The 24,827-nt window shown below is 63.2% G+C and carries 23 protein-coding genes and 1 tRNA gene; 11 read left to right on the top strand and 13 right to left on the bottom strand.

From position 1 onward, the window contains the following. Positions 1-32 precede the first annotated feature (32 nt). The 7 genes from GGQ74_RS03045 to lon all read left to right on the top strand — a co-directional run bounded on the left by GGQ74_RS03045 (position 33) and on the right by lon (position 8,917). A complete protein-coding gene (locus tag GGQ74_RS03045) occupies positions 33-1,028 on the top strand; it encodes a lysylphosphatidylglycerol synthase transmembrane domain-containing protein (RefSeq protein ID WP_167940056.1) in 996 nt (331 codons plus the stop codon). Then, entirely contained in the window at positions 1,028-2,389 is a 1,362-nt protein-coding gene (gene thiD / locus GGQ74_RS03040; protein ID WP_167940055.1) for a bifunctional hydroxymethylpyrimidine kinase/phosphomethylpyrimidine kinase, read from the top strand. The genes GGQ74_RS03045 and thiD overlap by 1 nt, the downstream gene beginning before the upstream one ends. A gap of 232 nt (positions 2,390-2,621) precedes the next feature. Next, positions 2,622-2,706: transfer RNA gene (locus GGQ74_RS03035), tRNA-Leu, on the top strand. Between the two features lie 129 nt (positions 2,707-2,835). Continuing rightward, positions 2,836-4,146 (top strand): trigger factor, encoded by a 1,311-nt coding sequence (tig, locus tag GGQ74_RS03030; protein ID WP_167940054.1) that lies wholly within the window; start codon positions 2,836-2,838, stop codon positions 4,144-4,146. A gap of 265 nt (positions 4,147-4,411) precedes the next feature. Further along, entirely contained in the window at positions 4,412-5,020 is a 609-nt protein-coding gene (gene clpP / locus GGQ74_RS03025) for an ATP-dependent Clp endopeptidase proteolytic subunit ClpP (protein ID WP_167940053.1), read from the top strand. A 6-nt stretch (positions 5,021-5,026) separates the two neighbouring features. Continuing rightward, positions 5,027-6,277 carry an ATP-dependent Clp protease ATP-binding subunit ClpX gene (clpX, locus tag GGQ74_RS03020; RefSeq protein WP_167940052.1) on the top strand — a complete coding sequence of 417 codons (1,251 nt, stop codon included), beginning with the start codon at positions 5,027-5,029 and terminating at the stop codon, positions 6,275-6,277. Positions 6,278-6,436: 159 nt separating this feature from the next. Next, on the top strand, positions 6,437-8,917 hold the full coding sequence (gene lon / locus GGQ74_RS03015) for an endopeptidase La (protein WP_167940051.1): 2,481 nt from the start codon (positions 6,437-6,439) through the stop codon (positions 8,915-8,917). Positions 8,918-9,272: 355 nt separating this feature from the next. Here the strand turns inward: lon and GGQ74_RS03010 are convergent, their stop codons facing one another. The 5 genes from GGQ74_RS03010 to GGQ74_RS02990 all read right to left on the bottom strand — a co-directional run bounded on the left by GGQ74_RS03010 (position 9,273) and on the right by GGQ74_RS02990 (position 12,308). Next, entirely contained in the window at positions 9,273-9,905 is a 633-nt protein-coding gene (locus GGQ74_RS03010) for a trimeric intracellular cation channel family protein (protein WP_167940050.1), read from the bottom strand. Positions 9,906-10,011: 106 nt separating this feature from the next. After that, the gene (locus GGQ74_RS03005) at positions 10,012-10,683 is read right to left on the bottom strand and encodes a FlgO family outer membrane protein (protein ID WP_167940049.1); all 672 of its coding nucleotides are present in this window, start codon (positions 10,681-10,683) and stop codon (positions 10,012-10,014) included. Positions 10,684-10,693: 10 nt separating this feature from the next. Further along, a complete protein-coding gene (locus GGQ74_RS03000) occupies positions 10,694-10,984 on the bottom strand; it encodes a hypothetical protein (RefSeq protein ID WP_167940048.1) in 291 nt (96 codons plus the stop codon). 17 nt (positions 10,985-11,001) lie between these two features. Beyond that, positions 11,002-11,853, bottom strand: a complete 852-nt coding sequence (locus GGQ74_RS02995; protein ID WP_167940047.1) for a FlgO family outer membrane protein — start codon at positions 11,851-11,853, stop codon at positions 11,002-11,004. A 239-nt stretch (positions 11,854-12,092) separates the two neighbouring features. Further along, positions 12,093-12,308 (bottom strand): dual CXXC motif small (seleno)protein, encoded by a 216-nt coding sequence (locus GGQ74_RS02990; protein ID WP_167940046.1) that lies wholly within the window; start codon positions 12,306-12,308, stop codon positions 12,093-12,095. A 246-nt stretch (positions 12,309-12,554) separates the two neighbouring features. Here GGQ74_RS02990 and GGQ74_RS02985 point away from each other — a divergent pair, with 246 nt between their 5' ends. From GGQ74_RS02985 to GGQ74_RS02970, 4 genes are read left to right on the top strand one after another with little or no spacing between them, the layout of a single operon-like run. Beyond that, positions 12,555-13,067, top strand: a complete 513-nt coding sequence (locus GGQ74_RS02985; RefSeq protein ID WP_167940045.1) for a ferritin — start codon at positions 12,555-12,557, stop codon at positions 13,065-13,067. A 36-nt stretch (positions 13,068-13,103) separates the two neighbouring features. Next, complete coding sequence (locus GGQ74_RS02980; RefSeq protein ID WP_167940044.1) at positions 13,104-13,619, top strand: hypothetical protein; 516 nt, start codon at positions 13,104-13,106, stop codon at positions 13,617-13,619. A gap of 30 nt (positions 13,620-13,649) precedes the next feature. After that, entirely contained in the window at positions 13,650-15,362 is a 1,713-nt protein-coding gene (locus tag GGQ74_RS02975) for a 2-oxoacid:acceptor oxidoreductase subunit alpha (protein WP_167940043.1), read from the top strand. A 1-nt stretch (position 15,363) separates the two neighbouring features. Next, complete coding sequence (locus GGQ74_RS02970; protein WP_167940042.1) at positions 15,364-16,215, top strand: thiamine pyrophosphate-dependent enzyme; 852 nt, start codon at positions 15,364-15,366, stop codon at positions 16,213-16,215. Between the two features lie 80 nt (positions 16,216-16,295). On the opposite strand, the gene glpX is transcribed toward GGQ74_RS02970, so the two are convergent. The 8 genes from glpX to GGQ74_RS02930 all read right to left on the bottom strand — a co-directional run bounded on the left by glpX (position 16,296) and on the right by GGQ74_RS02930 (position 24,728). Next, entirely contained in the window at positions 16,296-17,279 is a 984-nt protein-coding gene (gene glpX, locus GGQ74_RS02965) for a class II fructose-bisphosphatase (protein WP_167940041.1), read from the bottom strand. Positions 17,280-17,311: 32 nt separating this feature from the next. Then, positions 17,312-19,291, bottom strand: a complete 1,980-nt coding sequence (tkt, locus tag GGQ74_RS02960) for a transketolase (RefSeq protein WP_425338076.1) — start codon at positions 19,289-19,291, stop codon at positions 17,312-17,314. A gap of 66 nt (positions 19,292-19,357) precedes the next feature. Then, the gene (gene rpiB / locus GGQ74_RS02955; RefSeq protein ID WP_167940040.1) at positions 19,358-19,798 is read right to left on the bottom strand and encodes a ribose 5-phosphate isomerase B; all 441 of its coding nucleotides are present in this window, start codon (positions 19,796-19,798) and stop codon (positions 19,358-19,360) included. A 48-nt stretch (positions 19,799-19,846) separates the two neighbouring features. Continuing rightward, positions 19,847-20,239, bottom strand: a complete 393-nt coding sequence (locus GGQ74_RS02950; RefSeq protein ID WP_167940039.1) for a hypothetical protein — start codon at positions 20,237-20,239, stop codon at positions 19,847-19,849. Between the two features lie 21 nt (positions 20,240-20,260). After that, the gene (locus GGQ74_RS02945) at positions 20,261-21,091 is read right to left on the bottom strand and encodes a hypothetical protein (RefSeq protein WP_167940038.1); all 831 of its coding nucleotides are present in this window, start codon (positions 21,089-21,091) and stop codon (positions 20,261-20,263) included. Beyond that, positions 21,088-22,764: a tetratricopeptide repeat protein gene (locus GGQ74_RS02940; protein ID WP_167940037.1), complete on the bottom strand. Its 1,677-nt coding sequence runs from the start codon at positions 22,762-22,764 to the stop codon at positions 21,088-21,090. The genes GGQ74_RS02945 and GGQ74_RS02940 overlap by 4 nt, the downstream gene beginning before the upstream one ends. Positions 22,765-22,945: 181 nt before the next feature. Next, positions 22,946-23,704, bottom strand: coding sequence for an HD domain-containing protein (locus tag GGQ74_RS02935; protein WP_167940036.1), 759 nt, complete (start codon positions 23,702-23,704; stop codon positions 22,946-22,948). Further along, on the bottom strand, positions 23,697-24,728 hold the full coding sequence (locus tag GGQ74_RS02930; protein ID WP_167940035.1) for a sigma-70 family RNA polymerase sigma factor: 1,032 nt from the start codon (positions 24,726-24,728) through the stop codon (positions 23,697-23,699). The genes GGQ74_RS02935 and GGQ74_RS02930 overlap by 8 nt, the downstream gene beginning before the upstream one ends. Positions 24,729-24,827 lie beyond the last annotated feature (99 nt).

Here is a 24,827-nt window from a genome sequence, read left to right as displayed (position 1 = left end):
TCCGGGGATGACGTGAAGCGGCAGGAGGGCCGATGAAACGCTGGCTTGGACGTGCGCTGAGACTGGGGCTGACTGCGGGCTGCATCGCGTATGTCGTGCGCGGAACGGATTTCGCCGCGCTTGGGGAGGCCATGTTGCGCATGGCTCCGGCTGCGGTGGCGGCTGCGCTGTGCGCGGCATGTGTCGACTACATGGGGATGGGGGCGCGGCTGATGCTCGTGAGTGGGCGCAGGGTGGGGTGGCTGGACGCCATCAACGCCTCTGTGCTCTGCAACGGCCTGAATGTGGTGCTCCCCGCCCGCATGGGCGAGGTGGCGAAGGTCGTCCACCTACGCAGACGTTGCGGCATTCCCGCCGGTGCCGGGATGGGGATGGTCTTCTGGGAGCGCTTCGCGGACCTGAACATGCTTCTTTTCGTCGCGCTCGCGGCGGCCGGGGCCAGCGGGCAGACGCTGGCGCTCGCCCCGGTGGCCATCGCCGCCGGGGGCGTGTGGGGGGCGCTGATCGTCATGCGCCTGTTCCCCGCCATGCAGGCCGTTTTGTTGCGGCTTCTCATTTTCGAGCGCCTGCGGCTGTTTGCGGCGGAGGTGCTGGGGCAACTGCGCGAACGGATGACCCCGGGCTTTCTGGCGGTGCTCGCTCTCGCCTCGCTGTGGCCGTGGACCATGCACTGGGTCCAGCACTGGCTGCTGCTGGTGTGGGGAGCGGGGCTCGATCTCACCCCGGTGCAGGTGCTGGCCATATTCGTCATGAGCGCCGGGGGGCTGGCCGTGCCGTCCTCGCCGGGAAACATCGGCGTCTACGAGGCGGTGATGGTCGCCGGGCTGGGGCTCTACGGTGTGCCGCGAGAAGAGGCGCTGGCCATCGCGCTGGTTTGCCATATGACATTTCAGGGGCCGCTGGCGCTGTATGCGCTAGGCCTCATGGCTTTTTCAGGGATGGAGGCGCGCGAGCTGCGCGACTCGGCGGGCGCTGGTCCGCAAACTCCGAATCTGCCGCACGCGCTTGCGGACAGGGGGAAGAACTGATGAATACGCTGCCATGCATCCTGACGATTGCGGGGTCCGACTCCGGCGGTGGGGCAGGCATTCAGGCGGACATCAAGACCATCGCCATGAACGGTGGATACGCCATGTCCGTCATCACGGCGCTGACGGCCCAGAATTCCATGGGTATCACCGGCATTCACGCCCCGGACCCGGAGTTCGTCGCGTGGCAGCTGCGTGCGGTGCTCGACGATTTTCCGCTCGCTGCGGCCAAGACCGGGATGCTTTTCTCTGGCCCCATCATTGCCGCCGTGTGTGACAGGCTGGCAGCAAAGACCTTTCCCCTCGTGGTGGACCCGGTGAGCGTGAGCCAGACCGGGCATCAGCTCCTGAAGGACGATGCCATCGCGATGCTGGTGGAACGACTCGTTCCCCTTGCCGACGTGTTCACGCCCAACCGCCCGGAGGCCGAGGTGCTCACGGGCCTGAAGATCGACACGCCCGCCGACGTGCGCACCGCTACGGCGCGCCTTCAGGCCATGGGTGCCAAGGCCGTGCTGCTCAAGGGCGGCCACTTCGACGGGGATCGGATGATCGACTGGCTGGCGCTGCCGGGTGCGGAACCGATTGCACTGGAGCAGCCGCGCATCGACACGGTCCATACCCACGGTACCGGGTGTACGCTGTCCTCGGCTATCGCCACATGGCTTGGGCGTGGATATGGCGTTCGCGAGGCCGTGGTGGCCGCGCAGAAGTATCTGAATCTCGCCCTGCGCGCCGGTTTCGGGCCGGGGCGCGGAGCCGGACCGGCCAATCATAGTGTCGTACTGCTCCGCTTGCAGGAGCGCGAGCGCATCCGCGAGGACATGGGCGCGGCGGTGCGCAGGCTTGAGCATTTCGACGGCATGCGTCGTCTGCTGCCGGAAGGGGTGATGCACCTCGTCGCCGCGCTGCCGTGGGCGAGCGGGGGAGAGGATGTCGCTTCGCTTTCCGGCGGCGTGTCTTGCGATGCGCATGGGCGTCCGCTTGTTGCGGGGTGTCCTGAATTTGGCGCAAGCGGCGACGGCGCGGGAACCGTGCTAGCCGCATCCGCCGTGCGAGCCGAACTGCGCTTCGCGGCTGTGCTGCCGCTGACCGAGGCCGTAACGGCGGCGCTGGGTCGCTCCGGCCTTGGTGTGGCGTGGTTCGATAGGGCCGACGCCCCCGAGGCGGAGCGCGGCAATGCCGAGTCGCTTGCTGCTTGGGGCGTGCGGCAGGTGCTTTCGTCGTCACCTGCACCGCAGGGCATCGGCGCGGTGTGCGATTTTGGCGGCAACGGTTCGGTTGGCGCGGTGCGAATTCTCGGTGCCGAAGCCGACGAGGTGCTTGATCGTCTGGAAGCCGTTGCCGACGCGCTCGACTGAACCGAAAGCGCTCGGCGTCCGCAATATGGCGATGTCTGTAGGGATTGACAGATAAGCCGCCTGGTATTAGGGTTTCCCACTTTTGTGAGACAGTGAAAAGACCTGCCTCGGCCGGATTCCGGCCGAGTGCCGTTTTTTTGTCGTTTCGGCGATGGACAACGGCGCTGCGATGAGGCAGGAATGACGCGTTGAACGCCCCTTTTCGCTGGGCACAGGCCTGCCGTGACAGTATGCGGCGGTGGTGAAATTGGTAGACACGCTGGTCTTAGGAGCCAGTACCGCAAGGTATGCGGGTTCAAGTCCCGCCCGCCGCACCAGAGAAACCACATAGGCAGGCATGCCTCTTTCATGCTCGGAACATGTTTGAACGGCGCGCGCCGCTGGGCGGAGCCGCCATTATCGGAATCAAAAGGGAACGCCGTACAGGCTTAAGGAGGAGTGCCCCAATGGAATATACTATCGAGGAAATTTCCCCGGTTGAGCGCAAGGTGAACGTCACCATTCCCGCAGAAGAGGCGAATGCGGCCATTACCGCCACCATCGCCATGTACAAGACGTCCACCGACATCAAGGGTTTCCGCAAGGGCAAGGTGCCCGCTTCCATCGTCGAGTCCCGCTTCCGCAATCAGATTTATCAGGAAGCCACCACCGACCTCATCAACCTCCAGCTGAACCAGATCCTCGGAGAGTCCAAGCTCCAGCCTCTGTCCCGCCTGGATGTTGATGCCAAGGAACTCGTGCGTGACGAGGAATTCAAGTACTCCGTCAGCTTCGAGGTCGCTCCCACCTTTGAGATTCCCTCCTACGCCGGCCTCGCCGTCGAGCAGGAAATCGCCGTGGTCGAGCCCTCCGAGATCGACGAGGTCGTGGAGCGCATCCGCACCAACATGAGCGAGCTGAAGGACATCGAGGAAGACCGCCTCGCCCAGGACGGCGACGTGGCCGTCATCAGCTTCAACGCATGGAGCGACGGCAAGGAGCTCGACGAGATCAAGGCTCAGAATTTCGAGCTGCCCCTCGGTGACGGACAGGCCCTCGAAGCCTTCGAGAACATCGTGAAGAAGCTCAAGAAGGGCGAGAAGGGCGAAGAGGACATCACCTTCCCCGAAGACTTCATCAACAAGGACTTCGCCGGTCAGACCGTGACCATGCGCGTGACCCTGAACGCCATCAAGGAGCGCGTGAAGCCCGAGCTGGACGACGAGTTCGCCAAGAAGGCCGGCGGTTTCGCCAGCGTCGAGAAGATGCGCGAAGCCATCGAGCAGTCCTACCTGACCTCCCGCAAGAACCTCGTGAAGGCCGCCGCAGAGAAGAAGATCCTCGACGACCTGCTCTCCAAGGTGGACTTCGCTCTGCCGCCGGCGCTGGTCGAGGAGAACATCGACCGCCTCGTTCTCGACCTCAAGGACCGCATGGAGCGTTCCGGCCGTCGTCTCGAGTCCCTCGGCAAGACCCCCGAGGAACTGCGCGCCGAGCAGAAGGAGAAGTCCGAGGAGCTCGTGCGCACCCAGCTGTTCCTGCTGGCCGTCGCCGCCAAGGAGAACCTCAGCGTCGATCCTAAGGAAGTGGACGCCCACATCTTCCAGGAAGCCATGCGCCAGCGTATGGACCCCGAGGCTCTGCGCCACGCCTACGAGGAGAACAACCTCATGTTCGCCCTGCGTGACCGCCTGATGGCCGACAAGGCCATGGAGCTGATCTACGCTCAGGCCGACGTGAAGGAAGTTCCCGCCGCCGACCTGAAGAAGGAAAACTAGGCACGATTGTCCCACGGCGGGGAGCATGCCTCCCCGCCGTTTCTTCCCCCTCCCGCCATCCGGGCGGCTCGGCCATCTGCCGGCGGCCGTACCGGCGTTCCCTCCTCACTCGCGACGGGAACCGGACGCAACCCCCCGTCAAGAATCGCTTTACCGGCCATTCGCCCGGATTTGGCAGTGGACTTGCCAAGTCCTTTTGGCGTATCATTTTTCGAGACACATTCTTTAGGGTTTGAAGAACTGCACACAAGGGAGAGCGACATCCATGGGAACCATACCCATTGTAGTTGAAACCACGGGACGCACCGAACGCGCCTATGACATCTATTCGAGGCTGCTCAAGGACCGCATCATTCTCCTTGGCACGCCCATCGACGATCATGTGGCAAGCCTCATCTGCGCGCAGCTGCTGTTTCTGGAGTCGGAGAATCCCGAAAAGGAAATCTACCTGTACATCAACTCTCCCGGCGGTTCCGTCACTGCGGGCATGGCCATCTATGATACCATGCAGTACATCTCTTCGCCCGTTGCCACACTGTGCATGGGACAGGCCGCCAGCATGGGCGCTCTTCTGCTGTGCGCCGGTCAGGCTGGCATGAGATATGCACTTCCCAATTCGCGTATACTCATCCATCAGCCCCTGGGCGGCATGCAGGGACAGGCTTCCGACATCGAGATCCATGCGGCCGAAATCCTTCGGCTGAAGCAGAAGCTCAACGGAATCCTCGCTCAGCACACCGGCCAGAAGCTCGCCCGCATTGCCAAGGATACGGACCGTGACTATTTCATGGGAGCCGAGGAGGCCAAGGAGTATGGCCTGATCGACAAGATCCTTGTCTCCCGCAAGGATATTCTGGAAGATAGCAAGGAGTAGGAGCCTATGTCCGATAAGAAGATGAGCCTGCCACCGGAACTGTGCTGTTCCTTCTGTGGCAAGAGCCAGGAGGATGTGCAGCGGCTCATCGCCGGCCCCGATGTCTATATCTGCGACGAATGCGTGACGCTGTGCAACGAGATTATCGCGCAGGAAAGCGCCTCCACCGAAGTGGAGGAGGGCAAGCTCCTCACCCCTGAGGAGATCAAGAACCTGCTCGACGATTACGTCATCGGTCAGCAGCAGCCCAAGAAGACGCTGGCCGTGGCGGTGCACAACCATTACAAGCGCGTGTTCTTCGCGGGAAACGTCTCCGGCGATGTGGAGTTGGACAAGAGCAACATCCTGCTCATCGGCCCCACCGGTTCGGGCAAGACCCTCCTCGCACAGACGCTGGCCCGGGTGCTCAAGGTGCCCTTTGCCATTGCGGATGCCACCACGCTGACCGAGGCCGGATATGTCGGCGAGGACGTGGAAAACATTCTCGTCCAGCTGCTCCAGAATGCTGATTATGACATCGAGGCCGCGTCGAAGGGCATCATCTATGTCGACGAGATCGACAAGATCGCCCGCAAGAGCGACAGCCCGTCCATCACCCGCGACGTGTCGGGCGAAGGCGTGCAGCAGGCGCTGCTCAAGATCATCGAGGGCACCGAGGCGAACATTCCTCCCAAGGGCGGGCGCAAGCATCCCCAGCAGGAGTTTATCCGCCTTAACACCTCGAACATCCTGTTCATCCTCGGCGGCGCATTCATTGGGCTGGAGAAGATCATCCAGCAGCGGCGCGAGGGTTCGGGGCTCGGCTTCGGTGCCAAGGTCGCGGCGAAGAAGGAGGAGGATCTCTCCACCCTCATCAAGGACGTCCACCCCGTGGACCTCATCCGCTTCGGCCTCATTCCCGAATTCGTTGGCCGCATTCCGATCGTCACCTCCCTTGAGGAGCTGACCGAGGACGATCTGGTCCGCATTCTCACCGAGCCGAAGAACGCGCTGGTCAAGCAGTACCAGAAGCTCTTCGAGCTGGACAACGTGAAGCTCTGCTTCACCACCAACGCCCTGAGGGCCGTGGCCCGCAAGGCACTCGAACGCAAGACCGGAGCCAGAGGCCTGCGCAACGTGCTCGAGAACATCATGCTCGACATCATGTACAAGCTGCCCTCGCTCTCCGGCGTCAAGGAGTGCGTTGTGAATACGGCTGTGGTAGACAAGGGAGTGGAGCCTCTCCTCATTTTCCGTCAGGAAGTGAAAACGGCCTAGCCACCGCGCACATGCTGCGCCCCGTTCGGTGGTGCCGGGCGGGGCGCGGTTTTTTCCACGCGGTGGGGAATTGACAATCCATGGAGCGGATTTAGGTAGTGATGTGTTGCCGCCCAGTTTCGGGCGGGGCGTGATCCTGTTGCCCTAACGGAGGAATGCATGTCCGATTTCCTGATGGTGGATAACGATCCCCATTCTGCCGATATACTGCTGCCTCTCATGTCACTCCGAGAGGTGGTCATGTTCCCCCGGTCGATCGTGCCCTTGTTCGTCGGCCGCGAGGCCTCGGTCAAGGCCATAGAAACCGCCCTGTCCGACTTCAACAAGAAGATATTTCTTGTGGCGCAGCGGTCTCCGGAAAAGGAGAAGCCCGAGCCGCAGGACCTCTTCGAGGTCGGTACGGTCAGCAAGATTCTCCAGCTGCTCCGCCTGCCTGACGGCACCATCAAGGTTCTCTTCGAGGGCCTGTACCGGGCGCGTTGGTCGCAGGAAAAGGGTTTCGAGCCGATTCCCGAGGATCTCGTCGACGAGAACGTCGAATTTCCTCTCGTGACCGTCGCCCGCGTGGACGAGCGTACCCTCGAATCCTCGGATGGCGAGGCGCTGGTTCGCGCAACGCACGAGTCCCTTGAGGAGTACGGCAAGGTCAACAAGAAGCTGGCCTCCGAAACCATCATGGCCATCTCCTCGCTGACCGATCCCGGTCGGCTCGCCGACGCGCTGATGCCCCACCTCAAGGCGGACTACGTCCGCAAGCAGGCTCTGCTGGAGGAAGAGGACCCCATCAAGCGCCTCGAAGACGCCTACACTCTGCTTCAGGGTGAGATCGAGATCGCCTTCCTCGAAAAGAAGATCAAGTCCCGCGTGAAGTCCCAGATGGAGGGCAACCAGCGCGAGTACTACCTGAACGAGCAGCTCAAGGCCATCAACAAGGAAATGGGGCGCGAAGAAGACCCCATGGCCGAGGTGGCGGACATCGAGAAGCGCCTCGCCGAAAAGGTGATGCCCGACGAGAACCGCGAGAAGGCCCTGCGCGAGATCAAGAAGCTGCGCCAGATTCCGCCGTCCTCCGCCGAGTATACCGTCGTGCGCAACTACGTGGACTGGATTCTCGACCTGCCGTGGAACGTCTGCAAGGAGACCGACCTCGACATCGAGAAGGCCCGCGACATCCTTGAGGCCGACCACTACGGGCTCAAGAAGCCCAAGGAGCGCATCCTCGAATACCTCGCCGTGCAGAAGCTGGTGGGCACCATGAAAGGCCCCATCCTCTGCCTCGTCGGCCCTCCCGGAGTCGGCAAAACCTCGCTTTCCAAGTCCATCGCCCGCGCCACGGGCCGCGAGTTCGTGCGGCTGTCGCTTGGCGGCGTGCGCGACGAGGCTGAAATCCGTGGACACCGCCGCACCTACGTCGGCGCGCTGCCCGGCAAGATCATTCAGGCCCTCAAGCGGGTGAAGTTCAACAACCCCGTGTTCTGTCTGGACGAAGTGGACAAGATGAGCACCGATTTCCGGGGCGATCCGTCCGCCGCGTTGCTTGAGGTTCTCGATCCCGAACAGAATTACACGTTCAACGATCACTATCTGGACATGGACTACGACCTGTCCAAGGTGTTCTTCATCACCACGGCCAACAGCCTGCATTCCATTCCGCTGCCCCTGCAGGATCGCATGGAGATCATCCGCCTTCCCGGCTATCTTGAAACCGAGAAGACCAAGATCGCCAAGCAGTTCCTCGTGCCCAAGCAGATCAAGGAGCACGGTCTGAATGAGGAGAACGTGGTGTTCTCCGACAATGCTGTGCTCGAAATCATCCGCCGCTACACCCGTGAGGCTGGCGTGCGCAACCTCGAACGCGAGATTGCCACCGTCTGCCGCAAGACGGCCATGAAGCTCGTGGAGGAGAACGATCTGGACAAGGCCGTGCGCATCACTGTCCAGAATCTGCCCAACACCCTTGGCGTGGCCCAGTTCCGCTACGGCGAGAAGGAAGAGCTGTCGCAGGTGGGCGTGTCCACCGGCCTTGCCTACACGGAGCTTGGCGGTGAGTTGCTGGTTGTTGAAACCGCGCTCATGGCCGGTACCGGACAGGTGTCCATCACCGGCAAGCTCGGCGATGTGATGCAGGAATCCGCCAAGGCGGCTGTGTCCTACATCCGCTCTCGCTCCGAACTGTTCGGCCTGAAGCCGGACTTCTACAAGAGCATCGACATTCACGTCCACGTGCCCGAGGGTGCCATCCCCAAGGACGGTCCGTCGGCGGGCATCACGCTGGCGACGTCGTTGGTTTCGGCCCTGCTGAACCTGCCCGTTTCCAACGAGGTGGCCATGACCGGCGAAATCACGCTGCGCGGACGCGTGCTGCCAATCGGCGGCCTGCGCGAGAAGCTGCTTGCCGCACACCGTGGCCTGATCAAGACCGTGCTCATCCCCAAGGAGAACGCCAAGGACCTCAAGGAGGTTCCCGGCAGCATCCTGCGCGACCTCAAGATCATCGAGGTCGAGAACATGGACGAGGTGCTGGAGCATGCGCTCATCTGCCCCAGCCCAGACCAGATATTCAGCGGCCGAGGCGACAATGTGGTGCACATCTCGCAGACGCTGCTCAAGGAGCACTGTCAGAATAGCCGTACGCACTAGCGCGCGGCACCAATGACGTCACAAAGGGCCGGAGCTTCATGCTTCGGCCCTTTTCTTATGTTTTTGAATCGGTTGTGACGCGGTGGGACCGAAGCGCATATCCCGTACGGTGGGGCGCGAAGATCGGCAATGTTCGGAGCATCGTTTCGGTTTGCCACGCAGTCCTGTGCCTTTGGTGAGGTCTGTAGGCGGTGTCTATGTGGTAGCGGGGCGAGATGGCACGGTTTTGTAGCCGTGCGAGTGGACGCGGACGCACGCGGTCGTTGTCGGACCGCATACGCGAAACGGGCGGGGAAGTGGATTCCCCGCCCGTTTCGCGTTGCTGTGTCGGAATTTTGTTGCCGCTTGTCGGCGGTCAATCCCGTTCGTTTGGGATTGCCGATTCGTCCAGCCGTCGGACCTTGGGCAGGCGCAGGTGAAAGCGCATGGCGAGAAGTCGCAGGCCCGTGGCGGTGATGGTGGTCGCGAAAAGTAGCCACGACTGGCCGACGCCACATGCGTGCAGGGCCACGAAGGTCGCGCCGCCGAGGATGGCCGCCGTGGCGTAGAAATCCGTGCGGATGACGGCGGGCACTTCGCAGACAAGCACGTCGCGGATGACGCCGCCGCCCACGGCGGTCAGCGCGGCCATCATGATGGTGCCCATGGGGCCAAGACCGTACGCGGCGGCCTTTGCTGCGCCAATGGCCGAGAATACGCCGAGGCCGAGGGCGTCCGCCGCCATGACCATGTTCCAGCGGCGAGCGATGCGGGGGGCGATGAAAATGACGGTGACGCCGCCTGCGAGGCAGACGAAAAGGTAGGATTCATCGTGGAATGCGGCGGGCGGTGTGGCCCCGAGGACCATGTCGCGGATGATGCCGCCGCCGACGCCCGTAGCCGTGGCGAGAACCAGCGCGCCGAGGATGTCTAACTCGCGGCGTGATGCTTTGAATGCGCCGGATATGGCGAATATCAGTGTACCGAAGATGTCCAGGAAATAGAGCATGGTCCGCCTGCCCCGGTATATCGGTGTTGGAAAAGAAAAAGCCCTTCCCGACGAAAGAGTCGGGAAGGGCTTGGTACGCGAAAAATGCGTTGTTCGCAACGCCTTGTTATTGCGTGAGATCGATGGTGTCAGGTCCCTGCGCCACCGGTCCAGGTGGAATGAGGGGCGTTGGGCGCTGCCACGGCATGGAGTTGGCGCTGCGCAGGATGCCTGTGCGCACGGAGGGACGGATGCGCGTCATCTCGTCGCGGGATTTTTCGTCGAGGAGTTCCGTCACCTCGGAGGTAAGAGGCAGGGTGGCGCTGGCCATTGCCAACACCTCGTTCGAGGGCGCGTGGATCAGGCGGATGTTGAAGCGCACATTGCGGCTGGTCTGCGTGTAGGTGCCGGTGAGGAGCACGGCGCTCTTCACGAAGCGGTTGTCCGCCAATTGCACGTCCCGCGTGAGGAGCAGCTCGCCGCGTCCGGGCTTGAGCAGGATGTTCTTGCCCTTGCGGACGTCCTGCACGCTGTAGCCGGACCGGACGAACCAGCCCGCCATTTCTTCGCCGAGCAGCCGCGCGAGTGGAGAACTTTGTTCGAGATCGTCGAGGCTGGCGGGCGTGGTCACGATGAGCGTGGTTCCGCGCGCGGGGCCTTCGTCGAGCCCCAGCCGTTCAACGAGTTGCGCGTCGAGGCTCGCGGCGATGCTGTCCGCCATGTCCGGCACTCCCCCCGCGATGGCGCAGAAGGGTACGAGGACCAGAAGGGCGAGCGTTGTGATGATCTTTCCTGTCATGCTGTGAATCCTACCGTTTGGTGCGGATGAGCCGGTCCGTGTTTTCGATCTCCTGCGACAGAACGGCGCGCATGTCGTCGTTCTGCGCGGTGGCGAGGCCTTGCAGGAAGGTCTGCCGAGCCAGTTCGAAGCGCCCCTGCACCTGATACTCCCGCCCGAGGGTGAGATTGTGCAGGGCAAGCTCGTGATAGGGCAGGGCGTCCGCCCGCGATACATCGACCAGCGGGCTGACGCCGCCCGCCGAGCACCCGGCGAGCAGGGCCGTCAGCGCAAGCGCGGCGATGCGGGATTTCGTCGTCATTATCGACCTCCGGGGCACTAGTGCAGGTCCTCCTGCTCAAGCATGTAGCCGAGCGTGGTCTTGTCCTTCATCTCATCGTAGGATTTGAGTTCCACCTCGGCCGTGCGCAGGCGCAGGGCCGCGCCCTTGGCCAGCATGCTACGGGTGAGCGGCGTCTGCGGGAAGGCTACCGACGCGGTGCGGACCACCATCTGATCCGAGGGCCGGAACAGCCGGGCGTTCACGAAGACGCTGTGCTTGTCGAAATAGTAGGTGCCCGCCAGCACGAGTCCGGAGGCAAGCTGCGGTACGGCGCGTTCCATGTCCCGCGTGAGGGCGAATTCGCCGTCCTGCGGGCGGGTGGCCACGGCGGGCAGGGCGCGGTATTCGCGCACGCCGATGCCTTGCCGCGTCAGGTCGTTGAACATCTGTTCCGCGATGAAGCGGCCGAAGGAGGACGAATGGTCGAAATCGTCCTGATCGACGAAGGAGACGGGCATGGTTACCGCGCCGCCGAGGTCTGTGCCGGGGGCGAGGAGTTGCGCGGCGAGCTCGCGGACCTTGAGCCGCAGTTCTTCCGCCGCTGCGGCGTGTTCGTCCGGCGCGGGCATGGGCTGGTCCGAGTGGAGCCATATGTAGCCCTTGTCGCCGTCGTGGACCAGCACGCCGGGATGAACCTGCCCCTGATTGCGCAGGCTGTGCCGCGTGCCGTCCAGATGGATGGAACCGCCGTATTTCGAGGTGACGCCGCTGCCGGGATCGAGGGCAGGGGCCTCGTTCTGGGCGGCGATCATATGTTCGCCGGGCGTGGCCGGTTGCTCGTCGGCCCGGGCGATGGGGGCGACGGCAAGGGCCAGGACGGCCGCGGTGATGAGTGCGTGTCTGTTCATGAGGCATTCTCCGAAATGGTGCCGCTGGGGACGATTCGAAAGGTCGTCATGCCAGCCATATCGGTTGATGCCCGGAATTCTTTAGGATGAGAACGAGTTTTGATGCATCCCGGTTTCCACGTTTCGCGAATTGGTATACCCTTGAACGAAAAGTGCCCGCCGCGCACGCACGGCGCGAGTAGCCTGATGGAAACCTGTGATGACGGGAAAGGAGCCCCCGGAGGGGAAAGTGGAGCGTGTCAGATTCGGTCGCAGGGCACGTTGTTCATGAACTCCTCGATCTGATCGAAGAATTCCGTGTACTCTCCAAGGGGAAAGCGGCCGCCGCACTTGTCGCAGAACATGAAGACTTCTCGGCAGGAACGGATGACCCGAAGGGAACCGTGGCAGGTCTTGCAGGTCATTTTCGTTTCCGCCTGACGGGGGGAACGGTTGAAGACGGAAGGGGTGTGCATCAATGAATATCCTCCGGTCGTAGTTCGTGAAGGGAGAAGGATGGTGCCGTCTCGTTTCCGGATACTCTTTTGCCCCATTCGCGTGATTTGGGCAAGCCCCGCAGAGCCTGTCAATGCGATGTGGCCGAATTGATAGATCATGCGTTGCATGCGCAGATATGGAGGGCACATGCACGGGCGGCTGCCCTGCATGCCGGGAAACATCAATGATTCGAGCGGCGGATGCCGTCGCGAAGGAGCATCACCATGTTGAGCGGGACGATGGAAAAGGCCTTGAGCGAACAGATCAAGTGGGAACTGTATTCGAGCTATCTCTACCTTTCCATGTCGGGCTATTTCGCCACGAAGGGCCTGCCGGGATTCGCGAACTGGATGCGCATCCAGGCGCAGGAGGAACTGTTCCACGCCATGAAGTTCCACGACTATGTCCTTGAGCGCGGGGGACGGGTGAAGCTGGCGGTCATCGACGCGCCGCCCGCGACGTGGAAGCATCCCGAAGAGGTGTTCGAGGAGACCCTCAAGCACGAGCAGCAGGTTACCCGGCGCATCAACGATCTCATGGATGTGGCGCAGAAGGAGAAGGACCACGCCTGCGGTATCTTCCTGCAATGGTTCATTTCGGAGCAGGTCGAGGAGGAGGACAGCGTAAGCGATGCGTTGAACAAGCTACGGCTGGTGGGCAAGGACGGCGGCGGGCTGTTCATGCTGGATCGCGAGCTTGGCATGCGCGTGTTCACCCCGCCGACCGCCGCGCAGTAGCGGATGTGGTTCGCACCGACTGGCCGGGAGGATGTCATGGATGATCTGTTCGAGGTGCTGACGCGTTCGGAGGAAATGGCTGGCAAAAGCGCGGAATTCTATGCACGCGCCGCCGGGGCGTGCTCGGATGCGTTGGGCGCGGCCATGCTGTCCATGCTACGGCGGGAGAAACTGCTCCAGATGTGGCGGCTGCGGGCGGTGCGGCTCACCGTGCGTCATGAATCATGGAACGCCGTGAAGCCGCCGGTCGAGGAGGGCATCCCCCTGCGCATCGTGTTCCGCAGGCTGGCCGTCCGCCATGAGCCGCCGCGTCCGCCGCTGGAGCGCGAACTCGACGCCCTTGGCATGGCGCTGGAGATGGAACAGGCCATCGTCGGCTACCACGGTGGGCAGTTCGAGGATGCGGGGAGCGACGCGGAGCGGCGCTTTCTGGAGCAGCTTATTGCCGAGGGGCAGGAGGTGATCCTGCTCATCACCGATCTTCAGTACTATTTCACCGATCCGCACGGCTGGGTGATGACCGCTGATGCGGACGGGTTTCTCGTGGACTGATTCGTCGGCGGAAGACCGTCGGGAGGGGACATGTCCGAACGCGGGGTGAATGTCGTCATCGGTGGAGCGGCAGGGCAGGGGTTGGCAACGGTGGGCCGTCTGCTGGCCAAGGCACTGATGCGGGCCGGATACAATGTGGCCGTGTCGCAGGTGTACATGTCGCGCATCCGTGGCGGACATAATACCTTCGCCATTCGCGCGGGGACGGCGCCCGTCGGCGGGCCTGACGAGGAAATGGATCTGCTGGTGGCGCTGAATCAGGAGGCCGTGGATCTCAATGCCCATGCTCTGCGCAAGGGCGGGCTGCTCCTGTTGGATGCCGAACTGGACGCAAAGGAGGCCCCCAGCCTTTCGTTGCCGCTGGCGGAATTGGCTCCGGAGGCGATTTTGCGCAATGTCGCTGGGCTTGGCGTCGTCGGGGCGCTGCTGGGCCTCGGGCAGGACGTGTTCGAGACGCTTCTGTCCGAAACCTTCGCCCGCAAGGGGGAGACCGTCGTCGCCCGCAATCACGCCGTGCTCGCAAAGGCCTACGAGTGGGCGTATTCGCGAAATGTGCCCTTTGCCGCGCTACCGGAGGCGGAACCTCGGACGGGGCGTCTGCTGATGAACGGCAACGACGCCCTCGCGCTGGGAGCCATGGCGGCGGGGGCGAACTTCTGTTCCTTCTATCCCATGACGCCGGGCACTTCCATCGCGCAAGCGCTTATCAGTCATGGCGCGGAGCTTGGCGTGGTCGTGGAGCAGGCCGAGGACGAGATAGCAGCCATCAACATGGCCCTTGGCGCGTCCTATGCCGGGGCGCGGGCCATCGTGCCGACCTCGGGCGGCGGTTTCGCGCTTATGACCGAAGGCTTGAGCCTTGCCGCCGTGGCCGAGACGCCCATCGTCTGCGCCGTGGCACAGCGCCCCGGACCGGCGACGGGCCTGCCCACGCACACCGAGCAGGCAGACCTGAATCTCGTGCTCCACGCGGGGCATGGCGAATTCCCGCGAGCCGTGCTCGCGCCGGGAAGCGTCGAGGACTGTTTCCACCTCGCCCATCGGGCCATTGATCAGGCCGAGCTGCACCAGAGTCCGGTCATCATCCTTACGGATCAGCATCTGGCCGACAGCCTGTGTGCCGTGGACGCCTTCGATCTCGATGCCCTGCCACCGGTGAGCCGCCCGGCAACGCACGCCGAGGTGGGTGATGACTACGAGCGTTACGCCGAGACGGAAAGCGGCGTTTCGCCACGGCTGCTGCCGGGGTTTGGCCCGCATGTGGTGGTGGCGGATTCGCACGAGCATCGGCCGGATGGGCACATCACGGAGGACCCGGACATTCGCGTGACGCAGAACGAGAAGCGCCTGCGCAAGGGACTTGGCCTGTGGCGAGACGCTTTGCCACCGCAAGTGAGCGGCGACGAATCGCCCGATCTGCTGCTGGTGTGCTGGGGTTCGAGCGGCGATGCGGTGCGCGAGGCAGCGTCGGTCATGCGCGGGCACGGCGTGCGTACGGGCGTGGTCCATTTCACGCAGGTCTGGCCGCTTCGCGCGGACGCCTTTCTTGGGGAGTTCGACAGCGCGCGGGAGGTCGTGTGCGTGGAGAGCAACGCCACGGGGCAGTTCGCGGCGCTCCTCAGGCGGGAGACGGGGTTTGGTTTTAGCTACCTTGTGCTGCGGCACGACGGGCTACCGCTCACGGCCCGGTATATCGTGGACAGGCTCGATGCGCGGGTGTGCTCGTCACCGGAGGAGGGCTGACATGGTAACCGCAGACGACTTCGGAACGTATAAGACCTCGTGGTGTCCCGGATGCGGCAACTTCGGCATCATCGCGGCCGTGAAGCAGGCGCTGGCCGAGGAGGGCATAGCGCCGAACGAGGCGCTGGTGGTCTCGGGTATCGGGCAGGCGGCAAAGCTGCCGCACTACATGCGGGTGAATTTCTTCAACGGTCTGCACGGGCGGGCGCTTCCCGTGGCGCAAGGCGCGCGGCTGGCCAATCGCCGCCTGAAGATTCTCGTCACCAGTGGCGACGGCTGCACCTATGGCGAGGGCGGCAACCATTTCCTCGCGGCCATCAGGCGTAACATGGACCTCACCGTCATCGTGCACGACAATCAGATATACGGGCTTACCAAGGGCCAGGCCAGCCCGACCACCATGAGCGAGCAGGTAACCAAGGCCCAGCCGTGGGGCGTGGCCTCCGAGGCGTTCAACCCGGTGGCTGTGGCCGTGGCCATGAACGCCGGGTTCGTGGCGCGGGGATTTTCCGGCATGCAGGCGCATCTGGCCGATCTCATCCGGCAGGCCATGAATCACGAGGGATTCGCCCTTGTGGATGTTCTTCAGCCTTGCGTTTCCTTCAACAAGGTCAATACGCAAGCATGGTATCGCGAACGGTGCTACGAATTGCCGCCGGAGCATGATCCCACCGACCGGACGGCGGCCATGGCGCGGGCGTGGGAGTTCGGCGAGAGGATTCCGATCGGCGTGCTGTATCGTACAGACAGGCCAACCTTCGAGAGCCGCTTCCGTCATCTGGAAGGTCCGCCGCTGGCCGAACGCGAGGAGGACCGCGCGGCGCTGGAGCGGATTATGATGCACTACGCCTGACGACGGTTCCCCCGAATGCGAAAAAAGCCCCCGGACTTGCGTCCGGGGGCTTCGTTTCGTCGAGTGGTCGTGCGATCGGCTTAGTCGTACTTCACGGAGGAGAAGCGCATCAGCTTGTCCCAGCTGTGCACGGCCTCGATGTAGCGGATGGAGCCGGTCTTGCCGCGCATGACGAGGGAGTGGGTGGTGGCACCGTTGCCGGTGTACGTCACGCCCTTAAGGAAGGTGCCACCGGAGATGCCGGTGGCGGCGAAGAAGGTGTCGTCCGTCTTGACCAGCGTGCGGACGGTGAAGATCTCTCGGATGTCGATGCCGGCATCCATGAGAGCCTGCTCCTCCTTCTTGGAGCGCGGGTCGAGGCGGGCGAGCATTTCGCCGCCCATGGCGCGGATGGCGCAGGCGGAGAGCACGCCCTCGGGGGTGCCGCCGGTGCCCATCATGATGTCAACCTCGGAATTGGGGTTGATGGCCATGAGCGAGCCAGCCACGTCGCCGTCGGTGTGCAGCTGAATGCGTGCGCCGGTTTCGCGGATTTCCTGAATGAGCTGCTTGTGGCGGGGCTTGTCCAGCACGAAGACGACGAGGTCGTCCACGTCCTTGCCGAGCGCCTTGGCAACCTTGGTCAGGTTGTCCTTCACCGGGGCGTCGAGGTGCACCACGTCCTTCGCGGCGGCGGGCACGACGAGCTTCTGCATGTAGAAGCTGGGGCCGGGGTTGAACATGGCACCCTTGGGAGCCACGCCGACCACGGAGATGGCGTTGGGACGGCCGAAGGCGAGGAGGTTGGTTCCCTCGACGGGGTCAACCGCGACGTCGACGGCAAAACCGCCGCCCGCGCCGACCTTTTCGCCGTTGTAGAGCATGGGGGCTTCGTCCTTCTCCCCTTCGCCGATGATGACGGTGCCCGCGATGGGCAGGGAGTTGAAGGACAGGCGCATGGCATCAACGGCAGCCTGATCTCCGGCTTCCTTGTTGCCCTTGCCGAGCCAGCGGCCAGAGGCGAGTGCCGCAGCTTCCGTTATGCGGACCAGATCCATTGCGAGATTGCGTTCGGGGGCTTCCACAGTGTCACTCCTTTCTTGCGCCGTGCTCGGAACTAGGCGAGCTTTTCAGTGATGATCCGGGTGAGATTCTCGGGGGTGAAGCCGTATTCCCTTGCAAGTTCTCCAGCGGGAGCGGAAGCGCCGAAATGGTCGAGGCCGTAAACGATGCCGTCGAGCCCGGCGTACTTGTACCACAGGCCGGTGGAGCCTGCTTCCACGGCGACGCGCAGGCCGCCGCCGAGCACTGCGTTGCGGTACTCGGGGGTCTGTTCGTCGAAGAGTTCCATGGAGGGGATGCTGACAATGCGCACCTTGCGGCCTTCGAGCATGCGGGCGGTGCGGCGGGCGAGGTCAACCTCGGAACCGGCGGCCATGATGGTCACTTCGGGTTCGCCGTCGCAGTCCTCAAGGATGTAACCGCCGCGGGCGGGGCCTTCCACCACCGAGGGGTGGCTGGACGGCGCGAGCACGGGGAGACCCTGACGGGTCAGCAGCAGGCAGCTCGGGCGCTCTGTCTGGGTGAGAGCCAGTTCCAGACATGCGCGGGTTTCGTAGGCGTCTGCCGGGCGGAACACGAGCATGTTGGGGATGAGGCGCAGCGAGCTGGCGTGCTCGATGGGCTGGTGCGTGGGGCCATCTTCGCCCACGTAGAAGGAATCATGCGTAAAGACGTGCAGGACGGGGAGCTTCTGCAGGGCGGACATCCGCAGCGCGTTGCGCTCGTAGTCGGAGAAGACCAGGAAGGTCGCACCGAAGGGGATGACGCCGCCGTGAGCGGCCATGCCGTTCAGGATGGCTCCCATGGGGAATTCACGCACGCCGAAGGACAGGTTCCGCTTGCCGTGGTCGCTGGCGCAGAAGACGCCCATGGCCTCGCGGAACTTGGCGGTCTGGTTGGAGGGGTCGAGGTCGGCGGAACCGCCGGCCAAAAACGGCAGCTGGTGCATGATCTCGTTCAGGCAGGAACCCCAGGCCTTGCGGGTGGCCACGGAGGAACCGTCCTCGAATTCGGGCATGCGCAGCTTGAGGCTTCTGCGGCTGCCGGTCACGTTGTTCCAGAGCTCGTCGAACTCGGAATCGGTTTCACGCCGGGTGACCAGCTTGCGCATCCACTTCTTGGATTCGGCTTCGAGGAAGCCGAAGTGGGAACGGAAATGGGTGAGGACATCCTCGGGCACCTGGAAGTCGGCCTCGGGATCAAGGCCCCACTTGGCCTTGGTGGCAGCGATTTCCTCGGGCGGCAGCGGTGCGCCGTGGGTCTCATGATCGCCCTCGCGGGTGGCGGTGCCCTTGGCCATGACGGTATGGCCGATGATCAGGGTCGGGCGGGGATCGTTCTTCGCCTCGGCGATGGCGGTGCGGATGGCTTCGTGGTCATGTCCGTCGACTTCGAGAACCTGCCAGCACATGCCTTCGAAGACCTTGCGGTAGTCGACGCAGTCGCAGCGGCTGGTGGGACCGGCCAACTGGATTTCGTTCTTGTCGTAGAGCACCACGAGCTTGCCGAGGCCCCACAGGCCTGCCAGCGAAGCCGCGCCAAGGGCCACAGGCTCCTGCAGGTCGCCGTCGGAAGCGAGCACGAAGGTGTTGTGGTCGATGGTCTCGTCGCCGAGCTTGCTGCGCAGCAGCGCTTCGGCAACGGCCTCACCCACGCCCATGGCGAAGCCCTGTCCGAGGGGACCGGTGGTCACTTCCACGCCGGGGAGTTCGATTTCGGGGTGGCCGGGGGTCTTGCTGCCGAACTGGCGGAAGGCCTTCAGGTCGTCGATTTCGAGCAGGTCGCAGAAATGCAGCAGGCCGTAGAGCAGCGAGGATTCGTGCCCTGCGGACAGGATGAAGCGGTCGCGGTTGAACCACTGGGGATCGGACGGGTCGAAACGGAGAAATTCTTTGAACAGCACGTAGGCCATGTCAGCGGAAGACATGGGGCCGCCGGGATGGCCGGAGTTGGCCTTGCGGGTGGCATCCATGACCAGAGCCTTGAGCACGCTCACGGCCTTGGCATCAAGTGCGGGATTCGCCTCGGTCATCATGGTCGTTCTTTCCTCTGCGCCGAAGGGGCGGTATTTTTTGTGTCCGGACTGGGCCGGGCTTCGTGACTAGTCGTTGTTCTCGATCAGCTCGATGCGGCGCAGGTGGCGGCCGCCCTCGAACTGCGTGTCGATGAAGATGTCGAGAATTTCGGCGGCAAGGCCGGGACCGGTGACGCGCTCGCCAAGGCAGAGGACGTTCGCGTCGTTGTGCAGACGGGTCATGCGGGCCTGATAGCTATTGGCGCACACCGCCGCACGGATGCCGGGGATGTGGTTGGCCGTCATGGACATGCCGATGCCGGTGCCGCAGACGAGCACGCCGGGGCAGCCTTCTTCGAGGACATACTTGCAGAGCTTCTTGGCGTAGACGGGATAATCGACGCTGCAGGTGTCGAAGGGACCGACGTCCTGCACGGTGATGCCACGGTCCTCCAGATGCTTGCGCAGGATTTCCTTGAGGGAGAATCCGGCGTGATCGGAGCCGATGGCGACCGTTAACTGTGACATGATGCCACCCTTTGCTGGTTGGTTGAGAGGTTCGTGGCGAAGGGACCGCTATTCGTCGGACTTGAGACCGAGATCCTGCACGCGGGCCTTGAGAAGGGCCTCGCGGACGCGGGTGCGTTCGTTGCGGAGGTAGTCGATCTCCTCACGCAGGAACTCGATCTGCTTGAGCGAAAGCAGCAGGTCGTCGTCGACCGGGGGGATGGTCCCGGAGGACTTGCGACCGTCTTCGCCGGGGACAATGCCGTCGTGAATGTGCCGGCCGATGGCGGCGTACTCGCTTTCGAGCCGCTTTTCCATCTGACGGATTTCCACGGCGCGCAGGCCTTTGAGGACGATCCACTTGGTCTCGTCGGCAAGCACCTTGAGTCCGGTGATGAGGTTGTCCAGTACGCTGTCGCTCTTGCGTCGAATGTCAGTGCTGTCCAGTTTGGCGTCAGGCATCGTTCAGTCGTCCTCGATATGTCAGGGTTCTAGCGGGGCGAGCGAATCCATGGTCCGCGTCACCGTGCCCGGAGGCAGCAGGAGGTTCAGCGCCTCCTTCGGCCAGTCGCGCGGCGTGGTATCCACGCTCTTCACCCTGAGCACGGCCCGGTTTCCGGGTTGCATGCGCAGGTCGAGACGCCGCGCCCGAGGTGCGACATCCGTCCCGTCTGTATACCGCTCAAGGCGAAGGGTCCAGTCTTTGTTTTGGTGCCGCCCGGTGAGTTCCACAGGAAGGCCATCGGCGTCAAGGGCTATGCCGTTGATGCGGGAATCCTCGAATCCGAACAGCCAGCCGCCATCGGATAGCGGGCGCGCCGTATCGAAGATTTCGGGGACGAGGTCCGCGTAGTGGCCGGACAGCAGATAGGCGAGGTCGTGCAGGGAGAAGGGCAGGGCTATGCCCATCCCCGCGGCGGCGGATGCGCCGTCGTCGTTGGCGTAGGCGGCGCCGTTTTCCGGGAAGTAGCCGAGGAAGCCATCCTTTGTTTCGCGCATGAGGGCGACGTTGGTGCCGAAGCCCGCGCTCACGTCCATACGCAGGGGGTAGCCGAAATATCCATAGAGCGACAGCAGCACCCGCCCCGAACGGCGTCCCTCGTACTGGAGGCTGGCGGCGGCGTCGATGGAACTGGGCGTGCCGAGGGCCTCGTGCCTATGCCGGAACTCCTGCCACAGCGCCGTGGCCGTGGGCAGCACGCCTGCGGGGATTCTGGGACGGGCGCATCCTGCGGCCACAATGAGGGCGCAAGCCAACACGACGAGAAGCGAGGCCCGAGGCGTTAGCCTCGGGCCAAAGGTGTTCAGGATCATAGGGTGTCGAGCTTTTTTTGAATGGCCGGGGTGTCCGGCCTGAGTTCGAGACTGTTCCGGTAGCCTTCGCGGGCCTTTTCCGTATCGCCCACGGCGCGGGCGATGTCGCCATAGTGTTCCCAGATGGTGGGGTCGTCGGCCACGCGTTCGACGGCCCGCTGGATTTCCGCCCATGCCTTGTCGTTGTCGCCGAGGCGGAAATAAAGCCAGGCCAGCGAATCGATGATGAAGCCGCTTTCGGGGTCGGCCTCCAGCGCCTTGTTGATGAGCACCATGGCGCGGTCGAGGTCGCGTCCTTCGTCGGCGAGCGTGTAGCCGACGAAGTTGAGGGCGTCGGAATGCTCCGGATCAATGGAAATGATGCGCTCCATCATCTCCACGCCCTTGTCGCGCATGCCGAGCTTGTCGAGCGTGATGCCGAGGGAATAGAGCAGTTCCGTATCGTCGATCCACTGTTCGAGGGCCTTTTCAAGCGTGGCGCGTGCTTGCGCGAAATCCCCGAGCGTTTCGTGGATGTGCGCTTCAAGCAGCCAGTAGTCACGCACGGTGGGGTGCGCGGTCTTGACTCTGCGGACCAATCGGAGCGCCTCGGGGGTGCGGTCGGTATCGAGCAGAAGCTGCACGCGGAAGCTGATGGCGCGGCCATAGAGCGGATCGTCCGAGGGGATGCGATTCAGGTAGTCGAGGGCCTGTGCGGGGTCCTGATCGCCTTCGTAGGCCAACAGCGCGAGATAGAACCATATCTTCGTCGGTGCCCCCTCGGTCTGCGGCAGCGGCGTCAGGACGGAGCGCGCGTGGTCGTAGAATTTCTGCTCCAGGAACATGGTCGCCGCTTCGAGGGCGAAGTTCATGTCCGTGGGGCCTTGGCGGTAGAGTTCGAGCGCCTTGTCCGGATTGTTCATCTTGAGGTTCAGGCTGATGAGCCGGAGCCAGACTTCGCCGCCGGTTTCGCCGAGTTCGAGGATGCGGCCGTAGGTTTCCTCCGCGGCGACGTAGTCGCGCTCGACCTCGAACAGGTAGGCCATTTCGGCCCATGCTTCCACGAAGTCGGACTTGATCTCCACGGCACGGTAGAGCATGCCGATGGCCTGACGGTTCAGGCCGAGTCCGGCGCTGGCCTTCGCGCCGTAGTAGAGGGTCTGCGCGTCTTTTTCCTCGTCGGGGATGCCCTCGATGACGTCGATGGCCTGTGCGAAGCGACGGGCCTCGATGAGCACGACGGCAAGTTCGCGATGGGCGACCCAGTCGTCGGGGCGGGTGCGCAGGTAGTCGCGGATGGTCAGTTCCGCCGCGTCGAAACGCTTTTCGGCGAAATAGGTCGTCGCCAGCGTCAGCGCGAGGTCGCGATTATCGGGATAGGTCGCAATGGCGGTCTTGAGGATGTCGCGGGTTTCGTCGATCCTGTTGCGATGCCAGAAATAGTTCGCGCCCTCAAGGAAGGCGTGCGGTGATGGGGCAAGCTCCAGAAGCCGCGCCAGCGCGGCTTCCGCGTCTTCATGACGTCCGAGGCGGCGCGCCGTATCGAAGCGCATGAACTGGTAGGTGATTTCCGCGTGATCGGTGAGTTCCCACACGACGGGTTCGTCGGCCGGACGGGTGTCCGGGAGCGTCGCGCAGGAGCAGAGTGTGGCTGCAAGCGCCGTGGCGAGCGGAAGTGTCAGCAGTCGGGACATGGCGGACGTGTAACTCCGGTTGGATTGGTCGAGCTTCCGCGGACGGCTGTTTCGTCGAGAAGGCGAACCCGGCCATGTGGTCGGGTTCGCGTCGCGCTCGTCAACCCTGCGGGATGTCGAGTGCATCTTCCCGTGAATGTATCGTGTTTTGGCGTCCGCTGACAAGGGCGGACGCCGGCTCTCAACAGCCCAGAAGCTCCTGCTCGATTTCCTTGAGACGGCGGAAGATGGCCGGGGCGAGGGCAAGGCCGAGCTCTATGAACTCGGGGCCGAAGGTCTGGCCCGTTCTGGTGCGGAAGGTTTCCGCGATTTCGCGGATCTTCTCCATGCCTGCCGGGAAGAGGTCGAGGATTTCCTTGACGCTCAACTCGTTGTAATCGCACATTTCCCAGAGGGTGGTGGAGAAGTTGTCGGGGCCCCAGCGGAATTTGTCCGCGTCGTAGAGGGCGTTGGCCAGCAGTTCGGCTTCGGGGTCGTCGGTGATGCGGCGTTCGCGAAACGCCTCATGGTCGCTAATCGCAAAGGCGATGAGTTCCTTGTCGTGGTCAGAGATGGGGTAGTCGCCGAGGATCATCCCCGAGACTTCGGCTCCCTTCTCGGCGTGGTCCTCTTCAAGGCGGCAGGTGTCGTGCATGAGGCCGCTCATCTGAGCGAGCAGGGCGAGCTGACGGACGCGCTCCATGTCGTTTCCGCGCGCTTCGCACAGCACAATGGCTCCGGCTTCGATGGCGACCTTCTTGGCGTGGACCACGCCATGGCTCGCATCATCGTAGAGGAAGGGGATCACGTCTTCCTGCAGGCGCAGGATCATGGGATGATCGAAGAAGTTCCGGTTGCTGTAGTGCAGCTCGGCGGAGCACTCCTGATAAAAGCCCGGAAGAATCTGCTTCGCCGCAAGAATCTTCGCCTCGTTCTTCATTCTGCGCAGTGTTTCATTCATCGGTGTGGATCCAGTCGTCCGAGAAGTCGGAGATGTGTTCGGCCATGTGCTTCCGGAGCTTTTCGAGTAGGCGGGCCTCGATCTGGCGCACGCGCTCGCGGGTGATGTCGTACTTCTCGCCAATCTCGCGCAGGGTGGCCGGTTCGTCGGTCAACAGCCGCGAGGCGAGAATGTCCCGTTCCTTGTCGCTCAACTGGGGAAGGATGGCCTGAATGTGTTTGCGGACCATGGCGCTGATCTCGTCCTGCGCGACGTTGTCCTCGATGCCCTGTTCGAGCGCGGGGAGAAAGTCCATGCGCGACGCGCCGCCGTCCTCGCCAAGCGGGACGTTGAGCGACATGTCCTGCCGGGCGAGTCTCTGGTCCATTTCAATGATGACGTCCTCGGCCACGCCGAGGTTCTTGGACAGTGTCGCGGTGTCCGGGTCGAAGCCCAGATTCTGCAGGCGCTGCCGTTCCTTGTTGAGGTTGTAGAAGAGCTTGCGCTGCGACTGCGTGGTGCCGATCTTGACCAGACGCCAGTTGTCCATGATAAATTTCAGGATGTAGGCCTTGATCCAGAACGCCGCGTAGTAGGAGAACTTGATGCCCTTCTCGGGGTCGAACTTCTGGACGGCCCGCATGAGGCCGACGTTGCCCTCCTGGATGAGGTCCAGAACGTTCTGCATCCAGCGGCGCTGGAATTCCATGGCGATCTTCACCACAAGGCGCAGATGGGACGACACGATCCGGAACGCGGCTTCGTTGTCGCCCTCGTCGCGCACACGGCGGGCGAGTTCCAACTCCTCCTCGGGGGCGAGCAGGGGGAAGCGGCTGATCTCGCGCAGGTAGAGCCTGAGCGGATCGCGGGGCATGATGTCCGAACTGCCGACGAGAGTGAGCGCCTTCTCGTGCGAATCGTCGTCATCGTCGTCGGCAGGGTGTTCCCACTCGCCTTCGACGATGTCTTCGGATTCGCCTTCGATGGCGTCATCTTCGGATTCGAACTCGATGTCGTTTTCGTCTATTATGGTATGATCTTCCATCGTTAGTCGCGACCATGGCGGTCCGTGTTGCGAAAGCCGCCTTTCCGGGCGGGCCGTCGCCGTGAAATGCGGCGGATGACGGCTGCCGTTAGCAGGTTT

The organism is Desulfobaculum xiamenense, from assembly GCF_011927665.1.
GTDB lineage: Bacteria > Desulfobacterota > Desulfovibrionia > Desulfovibrionales > Desulfovibrionaceae > Desulfobaculum > Desulfobaculum xiamenense.
The sequence above is the reverse complement of the archived record's forward strand: the minus strand, read 5'-3'. Positions and strand labels throughout refer to the sequence as shown.

Bases quoted from the DNA above. Each gene is read 5' to 3' on its own strand.
- clpX (WP_167940052.1), top strand. From the start codon at position 5,027: ATGTCCGATAAGAAGATGAGCCTGCCACCGGAACTGTGCTGTTCCTTC.
- GGQ74_RS03045 (WP_167940056.1), top strand. From the start codon at position 33: ATGAAACGCTGGCTTGGACGTGCGCTGAGACTGGGGCTGACTGCGGGC.
- GGQ74_RS02990 (WP_167940046.1), bottom strand. From the start codon at position 12,308: ATGCACACCCCTTCCGTCTTCAACCGTTCCCCCCGTCAGGCGGAAACG.
- GGQ74_RS02940 (WP_167940037.1), bottom strand. From the start codon at position 22,764: ATGTCCCGACTGCTGACACTTCCGCTCGCCACGGCGCTTGCAGCCACA.
- thiD (WP_167940055.1), top strand. From the start codon at position 1,028: ATGAATACGCTGCCATGCATCCTGACGATTGCGGGGTCCGACTCCGGC.
- GGQ74_RS02950 (WP_167940039.1), bottom strand. From the start codon at position 20,239: ATGCCTGACGCCAAACTGGACAGCACTGACATTCGACGCAAGAGCGAC.
- GGQ74_RS02975 (WP_167940043.1), top strand. From the start codon at position 13,650: ATGTCCGAACGCGGGGTGAATGTCGTCATCGGTGGAGCGGCAGGGCAG.
- GGQ74_RS02935 (WP_167940036.1), bottom strand. From the start codon at position 23,704: ATGAATGAAACACTGCGCAGAATGAAGAACGAGGCGAAGATTCTTGCG.
- GGQ74_RS02995 (WP_167940047.1), bottom strand. From the start codon at position 11,853: ATGAACAGACACGCACTCATCACCGCGGCCGTCCTGGCCCTTGCCGTC.
- clpP (WP_167940053.1), top strand. From the start codon at position 4,412: ATGGGAACCATACCCATTGTAGTTGAAACCACGGGACGCACCGAACGC.
- GGQ74_RS03005 (WP_167940049.1), bottom strand. From the start codon at position 10,683: ATGACAGGAAAGATCATCACAACGCTCGCCCTTCTGGTCCTCGTACCC.
- tig (WP_167940054.1), top strand. From the start codon at position 2,836: ATGGAATATACTATCGAGGAAATTTCCCCGGTTGAGCGCAAGGTGAAC.
- GGQ74_RS02970 (WP_167940042.1), top strand. From the start codon at position 15,364: ATGGTAACCGCAGACGACTTCGGAACGTATAAGACCTCGTGGTGTCCC.
- GGQ74_RS03010 (WP_167940050.1), bottom strand. From the start codon at position 9,905: ATGCTCTATTTCCTGGACATCTTCGGTACACTGATATTCGCCATATCC.
- lon (WP_167940051.1), top strand. From the start codon at position 6,437: ATGTCCGATTTCCTGATGGTGGATAACGATCCCCATTCTGCCGATATA.
- tkt (WP_425338076.1), bottom strand. From the start codon at position 19,291: ATGATGACCGAGGCGAATCCCGCACTTGATGCCAAGGCCGTGAGCGTG.
- rpiB (WP_167940040.1), bottom strand. From the start codon at position 19,798: ATGTCACAGTTAACGGTCGCCATCGGCTCCGATCACGCCGGATTCTCC.
- GGQ74_RS02930 (WP_167940035.1), bottom strand. From the start codon at position 24,728: ATGGAAGATCATACCATAATAGACGAAAACGACATCGAGTTCGAATCC.
- GGQ74_RS02945 (WP_167940038.1), bottom strand. From the start codon at position 21,091: ATGATCCTGAACACCTTTGGCCCGAGGCTAACGCCTCGGGCCTCGCTT.
- GGQ74_RS03000 (WP_167940048.1), bottom strand. From the start codon at position 10,984: ATGACGACGAAATCCCGCATCGCCGCGCTTGCGCTGACGGCCCTGCTC.
- GGQ74_RS02985 (WP_167940045.1), top strand. From the start codon at position 12,555: ATGTTGAGCGGGACGATGGAAAAGGCCTTGAGCGAACAGATCAAGTGG.
- GGQ74_RS02980 (WP_167940044.1), top strand. From the start codon at position 13,104: ATGGATGATCTGTTCGAGGTGCTGACGCGTTCGGAGGAAATGGCTGGC.